Origin of the sequence: Xenorhabdus japonica (genome assembly GCF_900115195.1) — a bacterium.
GTDB lineage: Bacteria > Pseudomonadota > Gammaproteobacteria > Enterobacterales > Enterobacteriaceae > Xenorhabdus > Xenorhabdus japonica.
Genome location: NZ_FOVO01000009.1, coordinates 17,202 through 37,943, shown reverse-complemented (window position 1 = coordinate 37,943; position 20,742 = coordinate 17,202). Strand labels below are relative to the sequence as shown.

Genomic DNA, 20,742 nt, shown 5'->3' with positions numbered 1-20,742 from the left:
AAATGAGTAACAAAGAACTAAGCCTACTTGAATTAAGACAAGCGGTACTCCAGAAAAAAATTAAAGAACGCATGAAAAATAGTCAGGCCGGGGGAAAAAGGCAGATTATGCCGAGAAGCGCTGATCAGCAAATTCTTCCTCTCTCTTGGGCACAGCAACGCTTGTGGTTCTTGGCGCAGTTAGATCCGGCAGCTCAAACGGCATATCACATTCCGGGAGGGTTGCACCTGCAAGGCTATCTGAATCTGGACGCACTCCAAACCGCGCTGGACAGCATTGTCGCTCGTCATGAAATTCTGCGTACTACCATCCAGATGGTAGAAGGCCAAACGCAGCAAATCATTGGCGATCCAAATATCGGTTTCTCTTTGGCGGTGGAAGATCTCAGCCATTTACCAGAGGAAGAGCAACAAACCATTATTGGAAAAACAGCTCAGAGCGAAACCAGTCAGCCATTTAATTTCGCACGAGGCCCCTTAATCAGGGGCCATCTGCTGCGACTGGCGAAAAATGAACATATCCTGCTGTTAACCCAGCATCATATTATTTCTGATGGTTGGTCTCTCAATATCCTGATGCACGAACTTTCTACGCTTTATCATGCATTCAGTACAGGGCAGAATGATCCCCTGCCCGCCCTGACGCTCCAGTATGCTGACTATGCTCTCTGGCAAAGAGAGTGGTTGCAGGGAGAAACGCTGGAAAAACAAGTGAATTTCTGGCGTGAGGCGTTACAGGGTGCTCCCGCACTTTTGGAACTGCCGACTGACAGGCCACGTCCAGAGAAACAAAGTTACACGGGAGGACATGTTGATATCGCCCTGCCAGTAGAATTAAGTGCCGGATTAAAACGCCTCAGTCAGCGCCACGGGACAACATTGTTTATGACCCTGATGGCGGGATGGGCCACCTTGCTTTCCCGCCTCAGCGGTCAGAAGGACTTGGTGATAGGCACACCGGTAGCCAATCGGCAATACCGCGAATTGGAGCCGTTGATTGGATTTTTTGTCAACACACTGGCTCTTCGGGTTCAATTAGATGACAATCCAACGGTCAGCACTTTGCTGACCCGAATTAAAACCCATGCTCTGAAAGCCTATGAACATCAAGATTTACCGTTCGAACAGTTGGTTGAGGCATTGAAGCCACCGCGCAGTCTCAGCCATAGCCCGATTTTTCAGGTCATGATGTCAGTGGATAATACACCGGGACAGCAAAGTATAGAGTTGCCGGATGCCACTATCAGTGAAATCAACCTGATCGAAAACAGTTCGCATTTCGATCTGTCTCTCTCCATGAATGATACTGAAAATGGCATAGTGGGCGACTTGGAATATTCCAGTGATTTGTTTGATCATGCCAGCGTTGAACGCATCGCCAATTACCTGCAAACCCTTCTGACAGCAATGGTTGAAGATGATTCTCTGCGAGTGGAAGATTTACCGTTGCTGCAAGCGCAACAACGCAACCAATTATTGGTGGATTTCAACAATACAGCGCTGGCTTATCCACAAGAGATGCTGATCCACCAACTGTTCGAGCAACAAGCAGAACAGACACCTGATGCCATCGCGTTAGTGTTTGGCGATAGCCAGCTCAGTTATACGGAACTGAACCAGCATGCCAATCAATTGGCTCATCAGTTAATTGCGTCCGGCGTGCGCCCTGATGATCCTATTGCAATCTGTGCTGATCGCAGCCCGGATATGATTATTGGCATGTACGGCATCCTCAAAGCAGGTGCAGGTTATATTCCACTTGATCCGGAATACCCTGTCGAACGTCTGGCCTACCAATTGTCGGACAGCAAACCAGTGTTATTGCTGACTCAGCAACATTTACAAGCACGCCTGCCAATACAGGACACCCCTGTCTGGCTGCTGGATGACCAAAATAATCGGGATAGCGTGGCAAAACAGCCAGCCTATAATCCTGATACCAACCAATTGGGACTTGAGCCTCACCATCTGGCTTATATCATCTACACTTCCGGCTCTACCGGACAACCTAAAGGCGTGATGCTGGAACACCGCAACGTGGTGAATTTTATTCACGCCCAGCACCAAACCAGTGAACCTAAATTGGGTGATCGCATCCTGCAATTTGCAACCGTGGCATTTGATACCTCAGTGTCTGATATTTTCCCTACCCTTGCATCGGGAGCGACACTGGTTCTGCGTCCACCTCACGTCAGAATACCCGATATCACTTTTGTCACTTTCCTGCGTGAGCAGAAAATCACCATCATGGATATGCCAACCGCCTTCTGGCACCATTGGGTGCAGGAAATGATGGCGGGTCGCAGTGGTTTCAGCCCTTACCTGCACACCATCATTGTGGGCGGCGAAAAAGCGGAATACCGCCATTTAATGAACTGGCTGTCCAGTCCGGAAACCCACTCCTGCCGCTGGATTAACTCTTATGGCCCGACGGAAACCACCGTTATTGCCACGACATTGAAGCTGGATAGCAAAAATCCACTGCATCTCGAAGGTGTTATCCCGATTGGTTATCCATTGATCAATACCCGAATTTATATTCTGGATACTCACGGCCAGCCCGTTCCTATCGGTGTCAGTGGCGAAATCCATATTGCTGGCGCAGGTGTTGCCCGTGGTTATCTGAACCGCGCCGATTTGACAGCAGAGAAATTTGTTGCTGATCCATTCAGCACACATCTGTTCAGCGAACAAGCAGATGCACGCATGTACAAAACCGGCGATCTGGGGCGCTGGCTGCCCAATGGCATGATTGAATATCTGGGGCGCAACGATTTTCAAGTCAAGATACGCGGCTTCCGCATTGAGTTGGGAGAAATTGAGACGCAACTGGCAGACTGCGAAGGTGTCAGCGATGCCGTGGTCATCGCCCGTGAAGAAGGTATAGGTGACAAACGTCTGGTCGCTTATCTGATCCCACAAACGGGGGTTACACTCAGCCCTGCTGAATTACGTAAGCAACTGAGTACCCGATTGATGGATCATATGCTGCCCAGTGCATTTGTCATACTGGATGCCTTCCCGATGTCCGCTAACGGCAAGCTGGATCGCAAAGCGCTGCCGGCGCCTGATCATTCTGCTATCGTCAGCCGCGAGTACGAAGCACCACAAGGAGAAACCGAGCAAATACTGGCAGAAATCTGGCAATCTCTGCTGAATTTGGAACAAGTCGGGCGCCAAGACAATTTCTTTGAGCTGGGCGGACATTCATTGTTAGTGGTCAACCTGATTGAGCAACTACGCCAACACAATTTGTCCCTTGATGTCAGTGCGGTATTCTCTACACCAACATTATCCGCAATGAGTGCACTTATCAGCCATAATAGCGATCAAACCACCATCATACAGGAAGTCCCACCTAACCTGATTAAAGAAGACAGTACCGTTATTACGCCAGATATGTTGCCGTTGGTGGAATTGGCTCAAAACCAGATAGACCAGATTGTTTCCCATGTAACGGGCGGTATTCCCAACGTTCAGGACATTTATCCATTGGGACCATTGCAGGAAGGCATCCTGTTCCACCATTTGCTGGAAACTGAAGGTGATCTCTATCTGGATAACCATTTGATGATTTTCGACAGCCGGACACGGTTGGATGGTTTCTTGCAGGCACTCCAGCAAGTCATCGACCGACACGATATCCTGCGCAGTGCCGTTTATTGGAAAGAACTTCTTAAACCCGTACAGGTTGTCTTTCGTCATGCCCCGCTGCCTATTATCGAACTTACTTTATCGGCAGAATCGACAGACGAATCCACAATAGAAACCCCGGAAGCACAGTTGCGTCGCCTTACCGATCCCCGTTCAATACGGATGGATATTACCAAAGCTCCACTGTTAGCAGCTCATATTGCTAAAGATCCATCTTCTGACAAGTGGCTGCTTTCCTTGCAGTATCATCATTTAGTTTGTGATCACATATCACTGGATATGATATTCAGAGAAATACAAACCCTGCTTTTGGGGGAAAGCAATAATCTACCAACACCACTGCCTTACCGAAACTTTATCGCGCAGATCCGCAATGTGCCGTTGGAGGTTCATCAAAACTATTTCCGCGAATTATTGGGAGACATGGAAGAGCCCACCTTGCCATTCGGGTTACTTAATGTACAAGGTAACAGCCTCAATGAGATAGAGGAAAACGTTTTCACGCTGGATAGCAAACTGGCTCACAATCTCCGCGATTGCGCCCGTCAGTTGGGCATGAGTTCTGCCGTACTGTTCCATGTCGCGTGGGCACAAGTACTGGCGCGATGCAGTGGACGAGACGACGTCGTATTCGGCACGGTTCTGTTGGGACGGCTACAAGGTGGGATTGGCGCTTCCGAAGTGCTCGGTATGTTTATCAATACCTTGCCTATCCGCGTTAAATTACAGGCACGTACTGTTAAACAGGCCGTACAGGAAACTTATCAGCAGTTAAGTACACTTCTTGAACATGAGCAGGCGCCTCTGGCTATTGCTCAACGTTGCAGTGCTATTCAGGCACCATTGCCACTGTTTAACAGCCTGCTTAACTTCCGCCATAATCCGCGTGAAGATGAACAAGCAGCCTCAATTGCCTGGGAAGGCATTGACGAACTGGAAAGTGAAGAGCGCAGTAACTATCCCTTGGCACTAGATGTGGACGATTTTGATGACGGATTTTCGCTTACTGCGCAATGCAGCCAGCAAATTAATCCGGCTCGTATCAATGCCTATATGAATACAGCTCTGGAAGGAATTGTCGCTGCCCTGCAACATGCACCTGAACAGGCCATTGAGTCAATCGACATTTTGTCTCTGACTGAACGCACCCAATTGCTGGAAACGTTTAATGATACCGCCGTCGATCATCCGCAAAACGTCTTAATTCACCAACTATTCGAACAACAGGCAGAGAGCACACCGGATGCTATTGCGTTGGTATTTGGCGAAAACGAACTGAGCTATGCCGAACTGAACCACCACGCCAATCAACTGGCCCACCAGCTTATTGCGTCCGGCGTGCGTCCGGATGATCGCGTGGCAATTTGTGTCGACCGCAGTCTGGATATGATCATTGGTATATACGGTATTCTCAAAGCCGGTGCAGGATATGTTCCGCTCGATCCAGAATATCCTGCCGAACGTCTGGCCTATCAACTGTCGGACAGCAAGCCAGCATTATTGCTCACTCAGCAACATTTGCAGGGGCTTTTGCCAACACACAATATATCCATTTGGTTACTGGATGATGAAGATCACCGGAATAACGTGGCAAAACAACCAGCCCATAATCCGGATATTCACCAATTGGGACTTGAACCGCATCATCTGGCCTATATCATCTATACTTCCGGCTCTACCGGAATGCCTAAGGGCGTGATGCTGGAACACCGCAATGTGGCAAGCTTTATCCATGCCCAGCACCAGATAAGCGAACCTAAATTAGGCGAGCGCATCCTGCAATTTGCAACCGTTGCGTTTGATACTTCAGTGTCTGATATTTTCCCGACACTGGCTTCGGGAGCGACTTTAGTCCTGCGCCCTGCACATATCCGTGTACCAAATGCAGAGTTTATCGACTTTCTAAACCTGCATAAGATCACCATCATAGATGTGCCGACGGCTTTCTGGCATCAATGGATACAGGAAATGAAAGCCGATCGCATGGGTTTTAGCCCTTACCTGAATACGGTCATTGTTGGCGGTGAGAAAGCAGAATCTCGTCATTTAGTAAGTTGGCAATCTCTGCCAGAGACACAGCGCTGCCGTTGGATCAACTCTTATGGCCCGACTGAAACCACCGTTACGGCCACGAATCTGATTTTAAGTGATAATACCTACCCCATCACCGACACCATTCCGATTGGTCATCCACACGCCAATACTCAAATCTATATTCTGGATAAATCAGGGCAACTTGCCCCCATTGGCGTCAGCGGAGAAATTCATATTGGAGGTAACGGTGTTGCCCGCGGTTATTTGAATCGTCCGGATCTGACGGCAGAGCGTTTTGTACCTGACCCATTCAGCAAAAAAGCCGATGCCCGCTTGTATAAAAGCGGCGATCTGGGACGCTGGCTGCCTGATGGTAATATCGAATATCTGGGACGCAATGATTTTCAGGTCAAAATACGCGGCTTCCGCATTGAGTTGGGCGAAATCGAAGCGCAACTGGCTGCTTGTGAAGGCGTTAAAGATGTTGTAGTCATTGCCCGTGAGGAAAAAGCCGGTGACAAACGTTTAATCGCTTATGTGATCCCACAAACCGGCATCACTCTGAAACCGGCAGACCTGCGCGAACAACTCAGTTCCAGCCTGATGGATTACATGCTGCCCAGTGCATTTGTCATGCTGGATGCCTTCCCGATGTCCACCAACGGAAAACTGGATCGTAAGGCATTGCCTGTACCCGATCGTACTGCCACCGTCAGCCGTGAATATGAAGCACCACAAGGAGAAATCGAACAAAAACTGGCGGCAGTCTGGCAATCTATTTTGGAATTGGAACAGGTCGGACGCCATGACAACTTCTTTGAACTGGGTGGCCATTCACTGCTGGTCGTCAGCCTGATCGAACAATTGCGCCAGCAAGGGCTATCGATTGATGTCAGCGCTGTCTTCTCTGCACCAACACTGGTGGCCATGAGCGCCCGTTTAAATCAGAATAGTGATCAAGATGCTGATGCACTGACCATTCCACCTAATCTAATCCGCGAAGGCAGCCAGAACATTACCCCGGATATGCTGCCACTGGTGGAATTGACTCAGGCACAAATTGACCAAATTGTTGCCCGCGTACCGGGTGGTGTCACTAATGTTCAGGATATTTATCCACTTGGGCCATTGCAGGAAGGTATTCTGTACCATCATTTACTGGAAGAAAAAGGCGATACCTATCTCGAAAACATTCTGATGAACTTCGACAGCCGGACACGACTGGATAGTTTCTTGCAGGCGCTGCAACAGGTGATTAATCGCCATGATATTCAGCGCAGCGCTTTCCATTGGCAAGAACTGCCGGCACCTGTGCAAGTTGTCTACCGTCATGCGCCGCTGCCGATTACTGAGGTCACATTATCAGCCGGAGAAAGTGCCGAAACGCAATTACAACGTCTTACCGATCCTGATTCAATACGGTTGGATATTACCAGAGCGCCACTATTGGCCGCCCATATAGCCAAAGATCCTGACTCTGATCTATGGTGGCTGAGCTTACTGCATCATCATTTAGTCTGTGACCATCTGTCACTGGAAATTATTTTCAGCGAAGTGCAGACACTGATCTTGGGCGAAGAAGAGAGTCTGCCGGCTCCTCTGCCTTACCGCAATTTTATTGCCCAAACTCGTAAAGTACCGATTGAAGTACATAAGGCCTATTTTGAGCAGTTACTGAGCGACGTGGAAGAGCCAACCCTGCCATTCGAATTACTTGATGTACAGGGGAACAACCGCGATGAATACAGTGAACATGATAAAATAGTGGAAAATATCTTTACGCTGGATGACGAACTGGCACAGCAGATCCGTGATTGCGCCCGCCAGCAAGGTATCAGTTCAGCGGTTGTGTTCCATGTGGCTTGGGCACAAGTATTGGCACAATGCTGTGGCCGTGATGATGTTGTTTTTGGTACGGTTCTGCTGGGGCGTTTACAGGGTGGCATGGGTGCTTCTCAAGTGCTCGGTATGTTTATCAATACCCTGCCAGTTCGTATTCAATTACAAGGGCGCACAGTTGGGCAGGTAGTACAGGAAACCTACCAGAGCCTGAGCGAATTGCTGGATCATGAACAGACACCACTGGCAATTGCCCAGCGTTGCAGTGGTGTTCAGGCATCATTGCCATTGTTTAACAGCTTACTCAATTTCCGCCATAGTCCACGTGATGAAACGCAATCCGACTCACCAGCCTGGGAAGGCATCCAAGAGCTGGAAAGTGGGGAGCGTAGTAACTATCCGTTATCGCTGGACGTGGATGATTTTGATGATGGATTCGAACTCACAGCACAATGCAGCCAGAAAGTTGACCCTGTGCGCATCAATGCTTATGTCAATGCTGCCCTGAAAGGCATTGTGACAGCACTGCAACATACTCCTGAGCAATCAATCCAATCAATCGATATCCTGCCACTGACAGAACGCCACCAATTATTGGAGGACTTTAACGACACTGCGATGGACTATCAGCAGGATATGTTGATCCATCAACTGTTCGAACAACAAGCGGAACGTACGCCGGATGCCACTGCGCTGGTATTTGGTGATACACAATTGAGTTATGCGGAACTGAACCGCCATGCCAACCAATTGGCACACCAACTGATTATTGCGGGTGTGCGTCCGGATGATCGCATTGCTATCTGTGTCGATCGCAGTCTGGACATGGTCATTGGCATGTACGGTATTCTCAAAGCAGGTGCAGGCTATGTTCCTCTCGATCCAGAATATCCTGTCGATCGATTGGCCTATCAGTTATCGGACAGCCAACCCGTGTTACTGCTGACTCAACAACATTTACAAGCGTGTTTGCCGATACAGGATGTGAATGTCTGGCTATTGGATGATGAAATCCATAAGAATAACGTAGCGAAACAGCCAGTACATAACCCTGATGCCAGTAAAATAGGGCTCCAGCCACATCATCTGGCTTATATCATTTATACTTCCGGCTCCACAGGACAACCGAAAGGCGTCATGCTGGAACACTGCAACGTAGTAAACTTTATCCATGCTCAACGCAAGACCAGTGAACCTCAGGCGGGTGATCGCATCCTGCAATTTGCAACCGTGGCATTTGATACTTCGGTATCGGACATATTCCCAACCCTCGCATCTGGTGCAACGTTGGTTCTTCGCCCTGTTCATATCCGTGTGCCGGATGAGGAATTTGTCAACCTGTTGAATAAGCAGAAAATTACTATCATGGATATGCCGACCGCCTTCTGGCATCAATGGGTACAAGAGATGATGGCAGGGCGCAGTGGTTTCGGCCAATATCTGCACACTGTTATCGTCGGTGGTGAGAAAGCAGAATTGCGTCACTTGTTGAGTTGGCAATCAATGCCGGAAACACAATCCTGCCGCTGGATTAATTCTTATGGCCCGACGGAAACAACAGTTATCGTCACAACGTTGGCGCTGGATAACAAATCATCTTTGGATATCGCCAACAATATTCCGATTGGCCGCCCATTACCCAATACGCGTATTTATATTCTGGATGTGCTCGGACAACCTGTTCCTCTTGGTGTAGGTGGGGAAATCCATATTGGTGGAGCCGGCGTTGCCCGCGGTTATTTAAACCGCCCCGATTTGACGGCAGAAAAATTTGTTGCTGATCCATTCAGCAAACAGCCAGATGCCCGCATGTACAAAACGGGGGATCTGGGACGCTGGCTGCCTAATGGCATGATTGAGTATCTGGGACGTAATGACTTTCAGATTAAGATCCGTGGATTCCGCGTTGAATTGGGGGAAATCGAAGCACAACTGGCAACCTGTGAAGGAGTCAGTGATGCGATCGTTATCGCCCGAGAAGAAAAGAGTGGTGACAAACGTCTGATCGCTTATGTCATTCCACAATCAGACATTACTCTCACTCCCTCCCAACTGCGCGAACAACTGAGCACACACCTGATGGAGAACATGCTCCCCAGCGCGTTTGTTATATTGGATGCCTTTCCGATGTCCGCTAACGGCAAACTGGATCGCAAAGCTCTGCCTGCACCGGATGAGTCCGCCATCATCACGCAAGGATATGAGGCTCCAATCGGAGAAATGGAGAATATCGTGGCTGAAGTGTGGCAAGAGTGCCTAGGTGTAGGGCGGGTCGGGCGCCATGATCACTTCTTTGAGTTGGGTGGTCACTCTTTGTTAACCTTACAAATGGTTGTGCGATTGCGCCAAGTCTTGGGGATTAATGTTGCAATGCGCGATTTTCTTGCATATCCAACCATCAGTGAATTTGTCACCTTTATTCAGTCAGATAACGCTCTCATCCAACAGACGAATTTAGTGACTATTCGCAAAGACAATCGCAAAGGTAATCACGAAGATAATCATCAAGACAATGCCAAACCTGCGCTGTTTCTGGTTCATCCTGTCGGGGGCAACATCGATTATGCTTACGATCTCGCTCCTTATATTGACGACAAAGAAATGCCAATTTATGGACTCGTCGCCAATGTTGTACCGGAAGAAGAGAATACCCTAATCAGCTTGAAAGACAGGGCTAAAGGGTATGTTGAAGGCATCCGTCAGGCACAGATTAAAGGACCTTACTGCCTTGCTGGCTGGTCTGTCGGGGGATCTATTGCCTATGAAATGGCCTGTCAATTGATTACAGAAGGTGAAACCGTTTATCTTGTCGGGCTTCTTGACACCCATGCCAGCTATGAAAATACCTACACGCAAGAAGAGAAAGACGCTGGATTTGTTTTTGATGAAACGATCCTTTTCATGGAAAACATGCCAGACAATCTTCCTGACAACTTGCAAAAGGAAATCGATGAACTGGCGCTTAAACGTGACTTCAATGCGTTATTGATACTGGCACAAGAGAACGATCTGCTACCGAATGGTATTACTCCTGAAAATATCAGACAACATCTGCTGCTGTATCACAATATCTCTGTTGCGGCTAACTATCATGCACCATCAGTATACCCTCTGGGTACTCACATCACCCTATTCAGGGCAACGGAGCAAGAAGCAGATACTGAACATAGTGTTAGTCTTGGCTGGGATAAAGTCGTTCCACAATCACAGTTAACCACTATTGATGTTACGGGTACTCATCTTGCCATCATGAAACAACCCGGCATTCAATCTGTCGGCAAAGCATTGCTTGATGAAATAACAAGCAAAAAAGACATTTAAAACATTTGAGAGCACCCATTTATACGGGTGCTCTTATTATCTAAAAAAGACTCAAACGCAATTATTTATTTAATTAACAGAATCTAAAGGCAGCTATAAAAAAGCAATTAGAATAGATAATTCAAATTAAAACGGCATCATTTATTAATCACAAATAATATAAAATTAGATAAATAACTTTTAAATAATAGGCTTAATATAAGAGCCACCAATTATATTGACATATAAATTAAGATCTTTATTCTAACCATTCATTTTCTTAACTAAAAAAAGGAAAACACTGATTATGTCTAAAGATAAATTAGCTAATGGCGCTATATTTTATACTAAAAAGGATTATAGTGGAGCTTCTTATGAATATCCGGAAAATAATACTGAAGTAAATTTAATAGGCACATCATTAAACGATAAGTTTCTTTCTGTTGAAATTGGAACAGATTCTATTGTTTTCGCTTGGCGACATGGTAATGATAGTCAACCCGGGCAAATTTACCGTGAATGGGATACAAGCCAACCCGATATCGATGATATTAGAGGATTATCAAAGTTTATTGTATCGCCAAAAAACCGTGACTTACTGGCGATAAAATTGATTAACGAATCAGGTGTTAATCAGGTATTTAGAGCTAATATTAGAACTTATACCATCCCTGATCCCGTGGATTGTTATTCAGGTGGAAACTATGAGGTCGTTGGTTTAATTCCCAAAGATGGTCAACAATATGTAACTTCTGTTGTTATTTTTGATCAGCATAATATCCCTGTCACTCAAGGTGCTGTCTATTTTAGATACAATGGCACAGATCTTGATATCATCACTTATGATGAAACCAAACCTCCTTATATGCGGTTTGAAAAAGCAGAAAGTTATCATTTTAAATTTATTTTGGAAGATTTTTCTGCCAATCATTAAATAAGAAAGCCCCTTTAATGGGGCTTATATCCACGTTCAATAAGCGATATTTTAAGACAGCTCAGTCTGCTTGTTACGCGCTAACCAAAGGGACAGCGCCTTCAAAGAATCCGAAGTGAACTCATCACAACGGGCTGTGATTTCTTCTGGCGTTAACCAGTAAACTGTTGTGACTTCGTCTTCCTGCAATGCAAATGGCCCATGAGTCACACAACTGAACAGGCCACCCCATATACGACAAGTCTTCTCTTCATAATAAAAAATACCATGTTCGGCAAAAGGAACACCTGCAATCCCCAGTTCCTCTTCGGCTTCCCGGCGAGCCGCATCAAGCAGAGTTTCTCCCGTCATAACGACACCACCTGCCGTTGCATCCAATTTTCCCGGATAAAAGTCTTTTGTTTCTGTACGATGCTGAACCAGAATTTTTCCCATACCATCATGCACTACAATATAAGTAGCCCGATACCTCAAGTTCTGCTCTCTCATCTGCTGACGAGTCGACTGCGCAATCACTTCATTGTCTTCATTGACGATGTCAATCCATTCAATGCTTGCTGATTTTTCTTGCACCATCCTAAAAACCTTTTATCAATGAGTTGCATGCCAGTTTTTGCTGTGATGCTCCAATTAAGGAGGCTAAAAACAGATAAGAGTTACCATAATTGACTGAAATAAATTCACCAATACTGACACAAGAAATTTGTGACATTTTACAGACAAACGATGGTAATGTAATACTGCTATATTTTTCAATGAGTTATTATTACTGGAGATTATATGATAGATCTATATTATGCCCCAACTCCAAATGGCTATAAAATTACCCTCTTTCTCGAAGAGGCCGGTATTCCTTACACCATCCACCCCATCAATATCAATTCTGGAGAGCAGTTCAAACCTGAATTTCTTGCCATTGCACCTAATAACAAGATTCCGACTATTGTCGATCATCAACCTGCCGACGGGGAAGAGCCGATCTCCATCTTCGAATCAGGGGCCATTTTATTTTATCTGGCAAACAAAACAGGCCAGCTATTAAGCAAAGACTTGCGTGAACGTACAGAACAATTGCAATGGCTGTTTTGGCAAGTTGCTGGCTTTGGCCCAATGCTCGGTCAAAATCACCACTTCAATCGCTATGCTCCTGAAGTTGTACCTTACGCCATTAAACGCTATGTGGAAGAATCAAAACGTTTATACAAAGTGCTAAATACCCAACTGGAAAAAACTGCCTATCTCGGAGGAAACGAATATAGCATCGCGGATATTGCCACTTATCCATGGGCTAAATGCCATGAACACCAAAAAGTCGATTTGCAGGATTATCCCGCGGTTGCAAAATGGTTGGATAAGATTAGTCAACGCCCTGCGACCCAAGCAGCCTATAAGGATACCTGACTCCGATATATGTAAAAAATTCAGTTAATGGAAAAATATTTCACCAAAAAACTTGATACCAGTAACAAATAGCAGCATATTTCGCTGCCACTTAAGCCATCCCTTGCTATAGTCAATACGCATTTATCTATTTTTGTCGCAGGGGGTGGCTATGCGTATCTTAATTACGGGAGGAACAGGATTGATTGGTCATCGCTTGACCGACCAATTGCTCTCGCTCTCCCACTCCATCACCATTTTAAGTCGTTCACCACAAAAGGTGGATTCTCTGTTTTCTGATCGCGTTGAATGTTGGACAACGCTAAATGACCTGCGCGATCTAAACGGCTTTGATGCCGTTATCAATCTTGCCGGCGAACCTATTATCAATAAGCGATGGACACCGAAGCAAAAAGAGATACTTTGTCAAAGCCGCTGGCAACTCACTGAACAGTTGAGCAAGCTAATTAAAGCCAGTAACTCTCCTCCATCTGTATTTATTTCCGGTTCAGCGGTTGGCTATTATGGTGATCAGGGGCAATCAGTGGTTACCGAAGATGATTCTCCTCACAATGAGTTTGCCCATCAGCTTTGTGAACGTTGGGAGCAGCTTGCGTTACAAGCCAGAAGCGACAAAACCCGCGTATGCTTGTTACGTACAGGCATTGTGCTGGCCCCAAAAGGTGGTGCACTGCAAAAAATGTTGCCACTGTTTCGGTTAGGTTTAGGCGGAGCAATCAGTAATGGCAAGCAATATATGCCGTGGATACACATTGATGACATGGTTAATGGTATCTATTACCTACTGATATCGCCTGAGCTACATGGCCCCTTTAATATGACATCTCCTTACCCTGTTCATAATGAACTGTTCAGTTCCACACTCGCCAGTGTATTACACCGCCCTGCTTTCATACGCATTCCTGAATTTGTATTAAAAATAATGATGGGGGAAGCAGCGGAATTAGTTTTGGGTGGTCAACAAGCCATTCCGAAAAGGTTGGAAGAAGCCGGATTTGGTTTCCGTTACTTTCAACTAGAGGAAGCCTTGCAGGATGTCATAAAGGCAAAAAATAATGTCCTATAATCCTCTTGCTATTTCTTAATAGACCAACAAAACTATATATCTGACGATTTTTATTATTAAACCATTCAGCCTTGTACTTAGTTTAATTATTTAACTTTATCGTTAAGAAACTAATTAAATAAGCTTCCCTACCTATTTTATCAGAATTATAAGTAATTTTATAAAATCAGAAAAAAGACAAAAAAACAGAATAAAGAAAGAAAAAAATAAATAAGCACAATTAAAAATCATACATTACATAAGAAACGTGGTTATTATAACTAATTAATGATAACAATACCGCGAGTAAACAAAAATCATGTCTTTATAACTAAAAGTTATTTATATATTATCATTGTAAAAAGAAACCTGCTCTCCAAAAGAGTTAATATGAATATTACTTGCAAGAAAAATAATATTGGGGTATTAAATTTAATCGGAACCACCCCAGTAGTTAACATTCTCACGTCTGTATATCCCGAAATGGGAATACATAAATACTTTCGTGAAAAAGGAAGCCAAGCACGATTTATTGTTGCCGACCCCATTGGTTCTATATATCAACAATATTTTTCAGGTGTAGAATATCATCCCGTGCCTTGGAGTATCGAAGGCATTGGTTCTAACTTTATTCCAGGAATAATAAAAAAAGATGCTGTTGATGATATATATGCAATTTCTGACGAAGAAGCATTCTCTGCCTGTCGCTTCACAAGATATCATGATTCTATTGATATAGGTTTGTCTAGTGGGGCTGTTGTGGCCGCTGCTATAAAAGAAATACATAAAAACCCCAAGTGTAAAATAATGTGTATTTCTCCAGACTCAGGTGAACGCTATATATCTAAATTTCAACAACAGGATATTAAAAATGAAAAAAATAAACATTGAAGAAAAAATAGCCAGAGATAATGGCACGCCGTTCTATCTATACAGTGAAGATAAAATAATCAAAAATATCAATGAATTAAAAAATGAATTCAACTCTTCCAATTATAAAATTCTTTATGCAATGAAAGCAAACTCTAATCCTTACATTGTAAAACTGATTTATTCATATGGCATTGGTGTTGATGCATGTTCTATAGAAGAAATAGAACTTGCATTAAGGTGTAATATTCCCTCCCATAAAATACATTACAATGCGGATTGCCTGACAAAAAATGAAATTGAGTTTGCTTTTAAGAAAAATGTAAATGTGTCTATTGGTTCTCTTGATGCACTAGATGATATAGAGACATCTTCATTAGAAAAATCGATTACTTTGCGGGTAAATACCGGGATTGGTGCAGGCCATTCAAGTAAAGTTATTACTAATGGTGAGATGTCTAAATTTGGCATATCACCTTCAGAAATCACCCATGCCCAGAAAATTTGTAACGCCAAGAAAATAAAAATTAGCGGCTTGCATTCTCATACTGGATCAGGTGAGATGTCTACAAAAATGTATATTGAGAATGCTGAGTTTTTAATGGAGTTATCTATACAACTTGATTCCCTTTCTCATCTGAACTTTGGCGGTGGTTTCGGTTATGATTATAAATCTTATGAACAATATGATCTCCGTTCAATAAGAAGTTCTTTGGATTTGCTTAGAAAAAATTTTAATATATCCGATAAAACAAAATTCATTATTGAACCGGGCAGATTCTTTGTTGCAAATGCAGGTAAGCTGGTTGCTAAAGTATGCTCCCTGAAAAGTTTCGGAAATCGAAATTTTATGGGATTAAACACTGGGTATAACCATTTTCCTCGGTGTTTCTACTATAATGCATGGCATCACATTGAAAACATTAGCGCCAAAGAAAAGCATATAGAACAATATGATATAGAAAAATACGATGTTGTAGGAAACCTGTGCCAATCAGGAGATGTATTTACTCGTGAAAGGCCTTTACCAAAAACAAAAAAAGGAGATCTTATTTGCATTAATGATGTTGGTGCTTATGGTTACTCCATGAGTTCAAACTTCAATCTTCGTCGACGCCCTGCTGAATATATTCAGGACAAAAGTGGCTCTATTATACAAATTCGTAGAGCTGAAAATTTTGAAGATCTTTTCTCAACTAGTTTTTTGGATTAAGTAATGAATATTGCCATCTCTAATCTGTTACCAATACTGATAGCATTTGTTGTCGGATTCAATTTTAATAAGTTTTTTAAGCATAAAAACATAAGGTTAATTGATCTTGTCTCTAACCTGTGCCTTTACTCACTATTAATTCTAATGGGGATAACGATTGGCACAATACCTGGAATTATAAGCAAGCTAACTGATGTTGGTATTAATGCTATAAGTATAGCTTTCGCTTCATCCTTATCTATAGTGATTGTTTTAAAGTTTTTTCACATCAAAACAGCCGGTAATGAAAAAAATAAAGTAACAACCAGTAATAATCAAAAAGATGATTTTGATATCATGGGGTATATTAAGGACCCTATATTACTTGCAAGTCTGGTAATAATAGGTTTCTTTCTTGGTTACTATAAAATAACACCGGTGATAGATTATGATATAGTCATATCTTTGTTGTTATATCTTCTGATATTTGTTATTGCTATGAAGCTCTCTTTATCGGGATTGAGTTTGAAAGAAATATTTTTCAATCGTTACAATATCGTAATGACATTTTTTACTATTGCAGCATCTTATATAGGCGCAGCACTAATTTCTTTTTTTATTCCATTATCTCTTACTCAAAGTTTAGCTGTAAGTTCAGGTTTTGGTTGGTATACCCTGTCAGGTATTCTCTTCACCAAAATGAATGATCCATTGCTAGGCTCTGTTGCTTTCCTGTGTGATTTATTTCGTGAAGTCATTGCACTACTTCTGATACCGACACTTTCGCGTATAGGGAATGGCAATATTGCAATTGGTGTCGCCGGGGCAACCGCAATGGATGTTACCCTTCCTATTATAGAAAAACACTGTGGTATTTCTTATGTTCCCGTTGCATTACTCTCTGGCGGTATCATCACTATTCTTGTGCCATTTCTTATTCCTTTTTTCTATTCGCTTTAATAATCGCTTTAATTTTCGGAGGCTATGATGTTGCAGACAAAAAGACTTTTTGATGATGCTCCTTATGACTGTACGTTTAATGCTAATGTTATCGAGGTTGGTGAAGATTATATTGTTTTAGATAAAACGTTATTTTATCCATTATCAGGAAACCAAAATTACGATACGGGCGAGATCAATGGCATAGCGGTGACTTCTGTTAGTGTTGAAGAGGAACAAAATGAAAGTAACAAACTGTCTTTTACTTCTCCGATAAAGCACTATGTCGATACTTCCGGGTTCGAAGTAGGACAACAGGTTATAGCCTCCATTAATGAAGAAAATCGGCTCAGAACTATGCGCTTACACTCTGCAAGCCATGTTGTTGAATATTTTATAAGGCAAATGAGCAGTTTTTTATCAGTAGAAGGCTCTTTTGTTAACATAGAGAAAGATAGAACTGATTATAAAATGTCAGAAAGTATTACTGCTGAATTACTCGCTTCCCTTGAAGAGCAAGTTAATAACTTCATTTCCCAAGAAAATGAAATCATCTTCATGACAGAAGATGGGCTAAGGTATTGGCAATGCCGTGACATAAAAATGTTATGTTGCGGCACCCATGTATCCAATACTAAAGAAATCGGAAAAGTTAAACTTTCAAGAAAAAACAAAGGAAAAGGAATTAATAGAATAGAAATTACGCTAATGGATTAAATGTTCTTTCAGCTAAGATTGCTAAGGCTAAGTGCTATACCCAATGGGTTTAGCACCCTGCCAACGGCTAAATAGATCTTCTGGCAAGTCAATATCGAACTGATCCAACACACGATTAACCGTCTGGTCGATGATATCCTGAATATGTTCAGGACGATGATAAAATGCGGGAACAGGCGGCATTATCACCGCCCCGATTTCTGCGGCCTGAGTCATTAATCTCAAGTGCCCCAAGTGCAAGGGGGTTTCTCTCACCCCCAGCACTAACTTACGATTCTCTTTCAGAACAACATCGGCGGCACGGGTAATTAAGCCATCAGTGTAACTATGCACAATACCTGATAGGGTTTTTATCGAACAAGGCAAAATTACCATGCCCAATGTTTTAAAGGACCCAGAGGAAATAGATGCAGCAATATCACGATTATCATGTACAACATCAGCCAACGCCTGTACATCTCGCAGGGTATAGTCCGTCTCCAATGCCAGAGTCTGCCGGGCTGATTGGCTGATCACCAAATGCGTTTCAATGCCTTCTACTGGCTGCAAAACTTGCAGTAACCTGACACCATAAATCGCACCACTTGCTCCGGTCAACCCGACAATCAATTTTTTCATGTTTTCCTCTGAGTTTCTGGCTATAACTGAATGATAATAACAATATTATCCTTCATTATATATTTCCAGATTCTCTATTTCGCCCTTCCCAAGCACTTTCATGGCATCGTCTTTACGCAAGTTTTCCAGATAGTCGAGGTAAATCTGGTCAATGTCTTTCGTAACATAGATACCATCGAATACAGAACATTCGAATTTTTCAATATCAGGGTTTTCTTCCCGTACAGCCTGAACAAGATCTTGGAGGTTTTGATATATCAAAGCATCAGCACCAATGATCTGGCGAATTTCATCGACTTCTCGGCCGTGGGCAATCAGCTCATTGGCATTCGGCATATCAATACCATAAACATTCGGGAAGCGAACTTCCGGTGCTGCCGAAGCAAAATAGACTTTCTTGGCTCCCGCTTCACGTGCCAATTCAACAATTTGTTCAGAAGTGGTTCCACGCACAATAGAATCATCCACCAGTAAGACATTTTTACCTCTGAATTCAGCACGATTGGCATTCAGTTTGCGACGAACCGATTTACGTCGTTCCTGCTGACCCGGCATAATAAAAGTACGTCCGACATAACGATTTTTGACAAATCCCTGACGATAGGGTTTATCCAGAATGTGGGCGATTTCCAGTGCGATGTCACAAGATGTTTCCGGTACAGGAATGACGACATCAATATGTAAGTCTTCCCATTCACGGGCAATTTTTTCCCCCAATTTCCTTCCCATCCGCAAGCGTGCGTTATATACCGAAACCTTGTCAATAAAGGAATCCGGACGAGCAAGATAAACAAATTCGAACAAACAAGGGGTCAATGACGGAGTTTCTGCACACTGGCGAGTAAACAATTGCCCGTTTTCAGTGATATAAATTGCCTCACCAGAAGCCACATCACGTAAGAACTCATAACCCAATGTGTCCAGCGCCACACTTTCTGATGCCACCATGTATTCATGACGACCATCTTCCAGTGTTTTCTTGCCCAAAACCAGAGGACGAATGCCATGTGGATCACGAAAAGCAACCAATCCATGCCCAATAATCATGGCAACACAAGCATAAGCGCCACGAATTCTTTTGTGCATTTTTGAAACTGCTGAGAAAATATCATCAGGCGCTAATGGAAAATGTGGAAATTGAGTTAATTCATTAGCAAAAATATTCAGTAGGATTTCAGAATCTGAGGTTGTGTTGACATGACGGCGGGCATTTTCAAACAGCATTTTTTTTAATTCATGTGCGTTTGTCAGATTGCCGTTATGTGCCAATGTGATACCAAAAGGAGAATTTACATAAAAGGGTTGCGCTTCGGATGCACTGGAGCTACCCGCCGTAGGATAACGAACATGCCCAATCCCGATGGTTCCCTGTAAACGTAACATGTGCCGTGTTTCAAACACATCTTTGACCAAACCATTAGCCTTACGTAAGCGAAACCCATTGTTACCATCAATAGTTGCAATACCTGCTGCATCTTGTCCACGGTGCTGAAGCACCGTTAATGCATCATAAATCGATTGGTTAACCGGTGTAAAACCGACGATACCGACAATACCGCACATGTAGCCTTTCCTCATCAGCTAAGCGGAGAGCGTTATCTCTCCGGCAGGAAACTCGACGCACTTTGTAGGTAGTCAAAAAACCACCTGATGATTTGACTGAATTGTGGGATCAGTTGTGATTGTTGCCAATCCTGACTTTTGGGAAGTGGTGTGAAAGAGTCCGCAACAAACAGAATAGCAGAGACAATCAAAACACCGCGCAAGGCCCCAAAACAGATCCCCAGAACCCGATCAGTACCTGACAGGCCTGTTCGCTGAACAAGTGAACCAATGACATAGTTTACTATCGCGCCAACAATCAATGTTGCAATGAATAAGATAGCAATCGCTATTCCATTACGTACCAGTTCATCTTCAAGGCGGGTAAAATACGCCGCTAGATAAGTATAGAAACGGCTTGCAACAAAGAAAGCACAGCCCCATGTTATTAGGGAGAGCGCTTCACGAACAAAACCACGAATCAAGCTAACCAGTGCCGAGAAACCAATGATGGCAATAATCGTATAATCAATCCAGACCATATTTTAATCCAAAAACAGGCTCCCAACATTCAGATCGGGCGCATTCTAACAGAAAACGAAAACGTTTGCGTAGTAGATTTATCACTCTACTGAAAATAATTTTCGGCAGGTAAATA

General features: G+C 43.6%; 12 protein-coding genes. 8 read left to right on the top strand and 4 right to left on the bottom strand.

Annotation, left to right across the window (positions count from 1 at the left end; genetic code table 11):
* Window positions 1-2: 2 nt before the first annotated feature.
* Both BM135_RS05530 and BM135_RS05525 read left to right on the top strand, forming a co-directional pair.
* The gene (locus BM135_RS05530; protein ID WP_092518651.1) at window positions 3-10,847 is read left to right on the top strand and encodes a non-ribosomal peptide synthetase; all 10,845 of its coding nucleotides are present in this window, start codon (window positions 3-5) and stop codon (window positions 10,845-10,847) included.
* Between the two features lie 286 nt (window positions 10,848-11,133).
* A complete protein-coding gene (locus tag BM135_RS05525) occupies window positions 11,134-11,760 on the top strand; it encodes a beta/gamma crystallin domain-containing protein (RefSeq protein ID WP_092518649.1) in 627 nt (208 codons plus the stop codon).
* Between the two features lie 51 nt (window positions 11,761-11,811).
* On the opposite strand, the gene yfcD is transcribed toward BM135_RS05525, so the two are convergent.
* On the bottom strand, window positions 11,812-12,336 hold the full coding sequence (gene yfcD, locus BM135_RS05520) for an NUDIX hydrolase YfcD (RefSeq protein ID WP_092518647.1): 525 nt from the start codon (window positions 12,334-12,336) through the stop codon (window positions 11,812-11,814).
* A gap of 204 nt (window positions 12,337-12,540) precedes the next feature.
* Between yfcD and BM135_RS05515 the strand changes: the two genes are divergently transcribed.
* The 6 genes from BM135_RS05515 to BM135_RS05490 all read left to right on the top strand — a co-directional run bounded on the left by BM135_RS05515 (window position 12,541) and on the right by BM135_RS05490 (window position 17,924).
* Window positions 12,541-13,161 (top strand): glutathione binding-like protein, encoded by a 621-nt coding sequence (locus BM135_RS05515; protein WP_092518645.1) that lies wholly within the window; start codon window positions 12,541-12,543, stop codon window positions 13,159-13,161.
* 151 nt (window positions 13,162-13,312) lie between these two features.
* Entirely contained in the window at window positions 13,313-14,227 is a 915-nt protein-coding gene (locus BM135_RS05510; RefSeq protein WP_092518643.1) for a TIGR01777 family oxidoreductase, read from the top strand.
* A 369-nt stretch (window positions 14,228-14,596) separates the two neighbouring features.
* Window positions 14,597-15,097, top strand: coding sequence for a pyridoxal-phosphate dependent enzyme (locus BM135_RS05505; RefSeq protein ID WP_175485970.1), 501 nt, complete (start codon window positions 14,597-14,599; stop codon window positions 15,095-15,097).
* Window positions 15,078-16,289, top strand: coding sequence for a diaminopimelate decarboxylase (gene lysA, locus BM135_RS05500; RefSeq protein WP_092518639.1), 1,212 nt, complete (start codon window positions 15,078-15,080; stop codon window positions 16,287-16,289). Before BM135_RS05505 ends, lysA begins: the two co-directional genes overlap by 20 nt.
* A 3-nt stretch (window positions 16,290-16,292) precedes the next feature.
* On the top strand, window positions 16,293-17,228 hold the full coding sequence (locus tag BM135_RS05495; RefSeq protein ID WP_092518637.1) for a LysO family transporter: 936 nt from the start codon (window positions 16,293-16,295) through the stop codon (window positions 17,226-17,228).
* A gap of 24 nt (window positions 17,229-17,252) precedes the next feature.
* Window positions 17,253-17,924, top strand: coding sequence for an alanine--tRNA ligase-related protein (locus tag BM135_RS05490; protein ID WP_092518635.1), 672 nt, complete (start codon window positions 17,253-17,255; stop codon window positions 17,922-17,924).
* A gap of 27 nt (window positions 17,925-17,951) precedes the next feature.
* On the opposite strand, the gene BM135_RS05485 is transcribed toward BM135_RS05490, so the two are convergent.
* Genes BM135_RS05485 through cvpA form a run of 3 tightly spaced genes read right to left on the bottom strand, consistent with a single transcriptional unit; the run spans window position 17,952 to window position 20,626 of the window.
* Window positions 17,952-18,542 carry a UbiX family flavin prenyltransferase gene (locus BM135_RS05485; protein WP_092518633.1) on the bottom strand — a complete coding sequence of 197 codons (591 nt, stop codon included), beginning with the start codon at window positions 18,540-18,542 and terminating at the stop codon, window positions 17,952-17,954.
* A 45-nt stretch (window positions 18,543-18,587) separates the two neighbouring features.
* Entirely contained in the window at window positions 18,588-20,105 is a 1,518-nt protein-coding gene (purF, locus tag BM135_RS05480) for an amidophosphoribosyltransferase (RefSeq protein ID WP_092518631.1), read from the bottom strand.
* Between the two features lie 32 nt (window positions 20,106-20,137).
* Window positions 20,138-20,626, bottom strand: a complete 489-nt coding sequence (gene cvpA, locus BM135_RS05475; RefSeq protein WP_092518629.1) for a colicin V production protein — start codon at window positions 20,624-20,626, stop codon at window positions 20,138-20,140.
* Between the last annotated feature and the right edge of the window lie 116 nt (window positions 20,627-20,742).

What these genes read in the sequence shown, in the direction of transcription:
- BM135_RS05515 (WP_092518645.1), top strand. Translation starts at nt 12,541, where the DNA reads ATGATAGATCTATATTATGCCCCAACTCCAAATGGCTATAAAATTACC.
- cvpA (WP_092518629.1), bottom strand. Translation starts at nt 20,626, where the DNA reads ATGGTCTGGATTGATTATACGATTATTGCCATCATTGGTTTCTCGGCA.
- BM135_RS05490 (WP_092518635.1), top strand. Translation starts at nt 17,253, where the DNA reads ATGATGTTGCAGACAAAAAGACTTTTTGATGATGCTCCTTATGACTGT.
- BM135_RS05525 (WP_092518649.1), top strand. Translation starts at nt 11,134, where the DNA reads ATGTCTAAAGATAAATTAGCTAATGGCGCTATATTTTATACTAAAAAG.
- BM135_RS05485 (WP_092518633.1), bottom strand. Translation starts at nt 18,542, where the DNA reads ATGAAAAAATTGATTGTCGGGTTGACCGGAGCAAGTGGTGCGATTTAT.
- BM135_RS05530 (WP_092518651.1), top strand. Translation starts at nt 3, where the DNA reads ATGAGTAACAAAGAACTAAGCCTACTTGAATTAAGACAAGCGGTACTC.
- BM135_RS05505 (WP_175485970.1), top strand. Translation starts at nt 14,597, where the DNA reads ATGAATATTACTTGCAAGAAAAATAATATTGGGGTATTAAATTTAATC.
- BM135_RS05495 (WP_092518637.1), top strand. Translation starts at nt 16,293, where the DNA reads ATGAATATTGCCATCTCTAATCTGTTACCAATACTGATAGCATTTGTT.
- lysA (WP_092518639.1), top strand. Translation starts at nt 15,078, where the DNA reads ATGAAAAAAATAAACATTGAAGAAAAAATAGCCAGAGATAATGGCACG.
- BM135_RS05510 (WP_092518643.1), top strand. Translation starts at nt 13,313, where the DNA reads ATGCGTATCTTAATTACGGGAGGAACAGGATTGATTGGTCATCGCTTG.
- yfcD (WP_092518647.1), bottom strand. Translation starts at nt 12,336, where the DNA reads ATGGTGCAAGAAAAATCAGCAAGCATTGAATGGATTGACATCGTCAAT.
- purF (WP_092518631.1), bottom strand. Translation starts at nt 20,105, where the DNA reads ATGTGCGGTATTGTCGGTATCGTCGGTTTTACACCGGTTAACCAATCG.